Annotated in this window: 6 protein-coding genes; 4 read left to right on the top strand and 2 right to left on the bottom strand. The window is 59.0% G+C overall.

Annotated elements, in window-relative coordinates; all coding sequences use genetic code 11:
* Window positions 1-197: hypothetical protein (locus ACR0JI_RS17735; protein ID WP_480495579.1), on the bottom strand; the 197-nt coding region annotated here is incomplete at its 3' end.
* Window positions 198-490: 293 nt separating this feature from the next.
* Here ACR0JI_RS17735 and ACR0JI_RS17730 point away from each other — a divergent pair.
* The 4 genes from ACR0JI_RS17730 (at window position 491) to ACR0JI_RS17715 (ending at window position 4,407) form a co-directional block, all read left to right on the top strand.
* A complete protein-coding gene (locus tag ACR0JI_RS17730; RefSeq protein WP_480475358.1) occupies window positions 491-1,240 on the top strand; it encodes a 5-oxoprolinase subunit B family protein in 750 nt (249 codons plus the stop codon).
* Window positions 1,237-2,235 (top strand): 5-oxoprolinase subunit C family protein, encoded by a 999-nt coding sequence (locus ACR0JI_RS17725; RefSeq protein ID WP_480495577.1) that lies wholly within the window; start codon window positions 1,237-1,239, stop codon window positions 2,233-2,235. The genes ACR0JI_RS17730 and ACR0JI_RS17725 overlap by 4 nt, the downstream gene beginning before the upstream one ends.
* A 12-nt stretch (window positions 2,236-2,247) precedes the next feature.
* Window positions 2,248-3,009 (top strand): LamB/YcsF family protein, encoded by a 762-nt coding sequence (locus tag ACR0JI_RS17720; RefSeq protein ID WP_480495575.1) that lies wholly within the window; start codon window positions 2,248-2,250, stop codon window positions 3,007-3,009.
* Between the two features lie 150 nt (window positions 3,010-3,159).
* Window positions 3,160-4,407, top strand: a complete 1,248-nt coding sequence (locus ACR0JI_RS17715) for a hypothetical protein (RefSeq protein ID WP_480495573.1) — start codon at window positions 3,160-3,162, stop codon at window positions 4,405-4,407.
* A 54-nt stretch (window positions 4,408-4,461) separates the two neighbouring features.
* Here the strand turns inward: ACR0JI_RS17715 and ACR0JI_RS17710 are convergent, their stop codons facing one another.
* Window positions 4,462-5,856, bottom strand: coding sequence for a D-alanyl-D-alanine carboxypeptidase family protein (locus ACR0JI_RS17710; protein ID WP_480495571.1), 1,395 nt, complete (start codon window positions 5,854-5,856; stop codon window positions 4,462-4,464).
* Window positions 5,857-6,000: the final 144 nt, after the last annotated feature.

The following is a 6,000-nucleotide window of genomic DNA, read 5'->3' as shown; positions in this document are numbered from 1 at the left end:
CAACCGTCTTTCCAGTCCGTCAGGCCAACCTCAGCTGCGCCGGTGAAGGGGTATTTACGGATTAGACTCCCCACCCGCAAGCGGAAAATGACGATATTGATCTTTTTTTTGAGTTTTCTTTGTTTATTACGTAATTTCAATAACTTATACGCAATCACAATTGCCCGCCACCCTTCCGTCCGGGTGCTATTAGGCATGATCTGACCGGCAAGCCCCTAAAAACAAAAGAGGCCGACACAAGATATAGAGACTCCGCAATTTCAAGATACAAGTCAGGGCGACTCGAAACGGGAAAACGAGTCGGATTTGCGGCCAGAATACGGTCAAAAACCTCTCACCTCCGTCGGACGCCTTGTACTGCGGGTCGCTCCCTGCCGGGATGTGGACGCATCAGGCACAATGTCGGCTATTGAACGCCCTGTCTTGCGTATCCCCTAAAGATGCGGTCAGGTTCCACCAATTCACTCTTCGATCCGAAAGCAGATCCGCAATGGCGCGCAATGTTCAGTTTCCTTTGGTCAGAACCGTCGGATTTGATGGCGCGCTGGTGACCTTTGCAGACAAGATGACCGACACCGCGAACCGGGCAGCGCTGGCGTTTCGGGCCGAAGTGGATCGTCTGCACTGGGATGAAGTGACCGAGTCGTCAGCCTCCCTGGGCTCGGCCTTTGTTCGGTTCGACACGCAGCGCATCTCTCATCAGAAGATGCTGCAAAAGCTTAGGGAACTGGTTGAGCAAAAGGACTGGTACACTACACCGCTGCCTGCCGGCCGCAGGTTGTGGCGCGTTCCGACGGTTTACGGGACCGACCTTGCGCCCCAGCTTGACAATGCCGCCGCTGCTGCCGGCCTGACACCAGACGAAGCAATACGAAGGCTTGGACAGTCCCGCGTGCGGGTTCTGACTATCGGCTTCGCTCCGGGGCAGCCTTACCTTGGACCTCTGGGGCCCGAGTTCAACATTCCCCGGCTGCAAAGCCTGACCCCCATGGTGCCGGAAGGCGCTTTGGTTCTGGCGATCTCGCAATTTGTTCTGTTTTCCGGGCCGACACCAACCGGGTGGCGGCATATCGGACAGACCGCCTTTCGGTGTTTCCGCCCTGAAAGGGCCGAGGCCTTTACCCTTAGACCCGGCGATGAGCTGTTGTTCAAGCCCGTTTCCCGCGACGTTCTGGAACACATCAAGGCCAACAACGAGGACGGCACAGGCGGCGCAACCTGTGAGGAGATTGCACCATGAGCCTGATCGTCCACCGGATTGGCCCGGCCTGCACCATTCAGGACCAGGGGCGCACAGGCTATCTGGATCAGGGGCTGTCCCGATCAGGGGCCGCGGACATTCTGGCCTTGCACGAAGGGGCGGCGTTGCTGGATCAAAGCCCAAACCTTGCGGCGCTGGAAATGGCCGGGATGGGAGGCGAGTTCGAGGCGACGCATAACATGCGCATCGCCCTGACTGGCGCGCGGATGCAGGCCAGCATTGATGGCGGCCCTGTGGCCTGGAACGCGTCGCACCAACTGATCGCCGGGCAAAGGCTGGTCATCGGGGCGACGCTGGCTGGAAACTACGGCTATCTGCATCTGGGCGGCGGCATCGAAGCCGAGGTTTTTCTGGGGTCCCGCTCCACCCATCTGACAGCGCGGATTGGCCGGGCGTTACAGCAGGGCGACAGGCTGACCTGTGGACCGGATGCAGGCAACAGCGGGATGAAACTGGCTGCTGCCGAGCGGTTTTCGGGCGGGGTGCTGCATGTGGTTGCCAGTTTTCAGACATCTTTGTTTGACGGCCCGACGCTTGAACGGTTTGCCCAAACCAATTTCCGGCGCGGCGCACGCGCCAACCGGATGGGCATGCAGGTAGATAGCGACGGCGATGGCTTTGCCGCCTCGGGCCAGCTGAATATCCTGTCCGAGGTGATCACCCCCGGCGATATCCAGATGACCGGCACTGGCGACCCGTTCATCCTGTTGCCGGAATGTCAGACCACGGGCGGGTACCCTCGTATCGCGACCGTTCTGCCATGCGATATGCCCCGCGCGGCACAGACACCCGCAGGCGGCGACATCCGGTTCGAATTTGTCAGCATGGAACAGGCTGAAGAAATGCACAAAGCGTTCCTGTCAGACCTTGCGCGCCTGCCCTCAATAGTCGAGGCACTGGTGCGTGATCCCCATGACATACCGGATCTGTTGTCCTACCAATTGATCGGCGGAGTGATCTCTGCCACCGACTAAGGAGATGTGCCAATGCCAAGCGTCGATCTGAATGCCGATATGGGGGAAAGCTTTGGCCCCTGGAAAATGGGCGATGACGAAAGCCTGTTGAAAATCATCACCTCGGCCAACATCGCCTGTGGGTTTCATGCCGGTGATCCGGATGTGATGGCATCAACGATGAAACTGGCGGCCGAAAACGACGTAGGCATCGGCGCGCATCCCGGCTTTCCCGATCTACAGGGGTTTGGCCGGCGGAACATGAAGCTGCCCCATGACAACCTGCGCAATCTGGTCCGGTATCAGTTGGGGGCCGCAATCGGCATGGCCACGGCGGTTGGCACCAAAGTACGGCACCTGAAACTGCACGGGGCGCTGGCCAATATGTGTTCAGCCGATATCAATATGGCGCGCCCCTGTTATCAGGGCGCATTGGATGTTGATCCCGATATCATCGTCATGGTGCTGGCCGCGACAAAACAGGAAGAGGCCGTGCGTGAGCTCGGGTGTAACTGGGTGGGCGAGATTTTCGCCGACCGTGCATATAATGACGACGGAACACTGGTTGATCGCAGCCTGCCCGGCGCCGTCATCCACGATGCCGAGGTCGCAGGCCCGCGCATCCTGAACATGGTCCGCGAAGGTGCGATCATCACCGAAAGCGGCAAGCGGCTGGAAACATCCATCGACACGATCTGCCTGCATGGAGACGGCCCGACCGCGGTTCAAATCGCCCGCTCGGTTCGCGACAACCTGATCGGGGGCGGTGTCGATGTGACGAAATTCACCCGCTGAACATCATGCGTTGACGTCGGCAACCCAATTTCACGACTGTTGCCCGTACAGGTCTCAGCGCCTAGCATGACGGGCAAGCACATGTTCTGAAAGCTACAATTTCAAACGATAGCTCGCCCCGGTTGGGGTGTCGCGCAAGGAGGTAGTCGAATGTCCTTTGATCTGATGTCCTATCAACCCCGGGGCGACAAGAAGAACTCGGACTTCTTTGCGGAATACCTGCCGAAAATCTACGAGCGCCGGACAAGCTCGGGAATTGCCGATCAGGTCGGGCCAATGCGCGCGATCTGTATGCAGGTCGAAACCGGCGCGCTGTTCGATACGCTGGTCGAGCTTTACGTGATGACACCCTATCGCCACACCGCCAGCTATCTGGGGCAGACCCACAAATTCTCGATCCTGCATTCGCATCCCGACTATCCCGCGCTGATCGTGATGGCCCCGCTCAGCCCCGGTTTCGAAGACTTCATCCCCCGCATCAATCGCATGTACCCGCTGGCCCGCAACACACCCCAAACGCGGTATGTTGGCGAGGTTTTCGCGGCCAGTGATCTGAAGGCACTGACCGGGACGCTTGAGGATCAGAACATCCGCTTCGAATATGCCGGAGACACAGAAAACCCGTTCTACACATTGAACGGCTTCCGGTTCACGACCCCTTCGGATTTCACCTGCAACCGGGTCGGATATTCGACACATGATTTCAACGACACAGACAGCCTCGGTCTTGGTGATCGCGTGTTGCTGAGCGACGCGGAACAAGCCCGGCTGGATCAGGCCGCCGCTTTCGGATCGGATAGCAAAATCGCGCCTTTGATGCTGGGCATTGATCATCTGGCGACGCGCGTGCTGGCGGGTGAGCGCGAGGATGCGATCCTCGAATTCCTGACCATGGTGCCCTACTATTTCTGGGGGGCTTACAACATCTTCGACATGAACTCGTCCACCAACGTGAACCGCAACGCCAATGTGGATGATGACAAGAAATCCCCGGCCAAGGTTTTCACGGCCAATAACACGCCGTCCTTCGTCAACTCATTCGCCAAGCTGCCGATGCCGACCGAAGATTTTGTCCGCAATTTTGGCCGTCGCCTGCATCACATGGCAGTCGAGATCAAGGATGGCGATCATGGCGCCGGGGAAAAGAATGTTGACTTTGTCGTGAACACGCTGAAGGACAAGGGCGTGCCGTTCCTGGCGCATGTAGTGGGCGAATGCAAAGACGACCCTAACCTGAAGCAGATCTTCTCAAAACACTCGAAGAACACGCTGCTGATCACCGAATATATCGAACGGTGTCACAAGTATGACGGGTTCTTCACCAAGGACAATGTCGCCGCCCTGACCGCCGCCGCGGGACAGGACGAGCAATATCAGCACGGTCACGTCTTCGATTAAAAAAGGCTGCGGTCATCCGCAGCCCAGACCCAACAGGAGAGAATATGCCGGACCTTATGATGGCCCGATCATGAAACAGGTGACATTGCGGGCTTGCAGGCGGCGACACGCCAGATCGGCCTGTTCCCGCGTCATGCCTTGGAATGTCGCGTCAAAGCCGCGCGAGCTCTGACTGACCTTGCGCAGACTGCCATCCAGCGTGGTCATCTCCGACAGCGCCGTTTTCAGCAGAACCTTCTCGGCCTCATATCGTGTGGTGTAGCGGCCCACATTGACCCCCCACAGATGCCCACCGGACGAAGACAGGCGGGTAACCACTTCCTGCTCGGGCTCTGGCTGGCTGACGGGCTCGGTCGAGGCCAGCACCAGATTGTCCGGGCGCAGCGCCGGTCGGGTATCGGATGTTTCAACTGGTGGGGCGGCTGGGGCTATATCCGCTTCGGCAATCGCTGCGGCAATGCCGCTGCTGATACGGTCGCTGTTCTGGTCTGCCGATGCCGCAACCGCACTTGCAACCTGTGTCGCAGCGCTGGGGCGCCCAAGCGGGCGCAGGCTGGATTTCGGTGCGCCGCTCAGCGCTGCGACTTGGGTATCGCCCCCCAACCCGGCATTGCCCGCATAAACCGGGCGCTCAGGCTTGCGAATGGGTGCGCGCGACGGGGCAAGGCGAAACCCCAGATCCAGCAGTTCCGCAACTTTGGCGTTCCGCGACTCTCCGGATTTTCCGCCAAAGACAGTTGCGATGATACGCTCATCCTTGCGTTTGGCCGACGCCACCAGGTTAAACCCCGCCGCACGTGTGTATCCGGTCTTTATTCCGTCCGCACCCTTATAGGCTGCCAGCAGGCGGCGGTTGGTGTTGGGAACAGTCTTGATACCGGCATCCGTCGATTGGCGCGAGAACAGGTTATAATACTGCGGGTAATCGTACAGCAGATGCCGTCCCAGCGTGGTCATGTCGCGCGCGCTGGACAGGTGCCCTGCCTCAGTCAGACCATGCGCATTCTTGAAAGTTGTGCGGCTCATGCCCATCGCTTTGGCGGTTCGGGTCATGCGGCGGGCAAAGGCCGCTTCCGAGCCACTGATGGCAATGCCGATCGCCGTAGCCGCGTCATTGGCCGATTTTACCGCAGCAGCACGGATCAGATAGCGGAACGCAATCGTCTGGCCCGCGCGCAGGCCCAACTTCGACGGGGGCTCGGCCGCTGCCTTCTGGGTAATCCGAACGGGTGTATCCAGCGTGATCTCGCCGTTTCGCACCGCCTCAAACGCGATATACAGCGTCATCATCTTGGTCAGCGAGGCCGGGTGCAAGCGCGCATCCGCATTGCGTGAATGCAGCTCCTCGCCAGTTCGGGCGTCGATCACCATAGCTGCATAAGGCGCCGCCATGGACCTGAGCGGCGCAAACGCCAGCACACATAGCAACGCTATAAGGAAAAAGCCCATTCGGGCCGGAACTGTCCGCCGAATCTGCACGATCTTTGCCTCTGTCTGCCTCGCGCTGCCGGGTTTTCCCGGTCAGCAAAAATTATTTTATTGTCCCCAAGGCTATCACAGCGACCCAATGAAATAAACCGAAAGCTGAGGTTT

The organism is Ruegeria sp. N10, assembly GCF_056531545.1.
Note: the sequence above shows the minus strand (reverse complement) of the source record. Positions and strands in the feature narration are given on the sequence as shown.

Bases quoted from the DNA above. Each gene is read 5' to 3' on its own strand.
- ACR0JI_RS17730 (WP_480475358.1), top strand. From the start codon at position 491: ATGGCGCGCAATGTTCAGTTTCCTTTGGTCAGAACCGTCGGATTTGAT.
- ACR0JI_RS17725 (WP_480495577.1), top strand. From the start codon at position 1,237: ATGAGCCTGATCGTCCACCGGATTGGCCCGGCCTGCACCATTCAGGAC.
- ACR0JI_RS17720 (WP_480495575.1), top strand. From the start codon at position 2,248: ATGCCAAGCGTCGATCTGAATGCCGATATGGGGGAAAGCTTTGGCCCC.
- ACR0JI_RS17715 (WP_480495573.1), top strand. From the start codon at position 3,160: ATGTCCTTTGATCTGATGTCCTATCAACCCCGGGGCGACAAGAAGAAC.
- ACR0JI_RS17710 (WP_480495571.1), bottom strand. From the start codon at position 5,856: ATGGGCTTTTTCCTTATAGCGTTGCTATGTGTGCTGGCGTTTGCGCCG.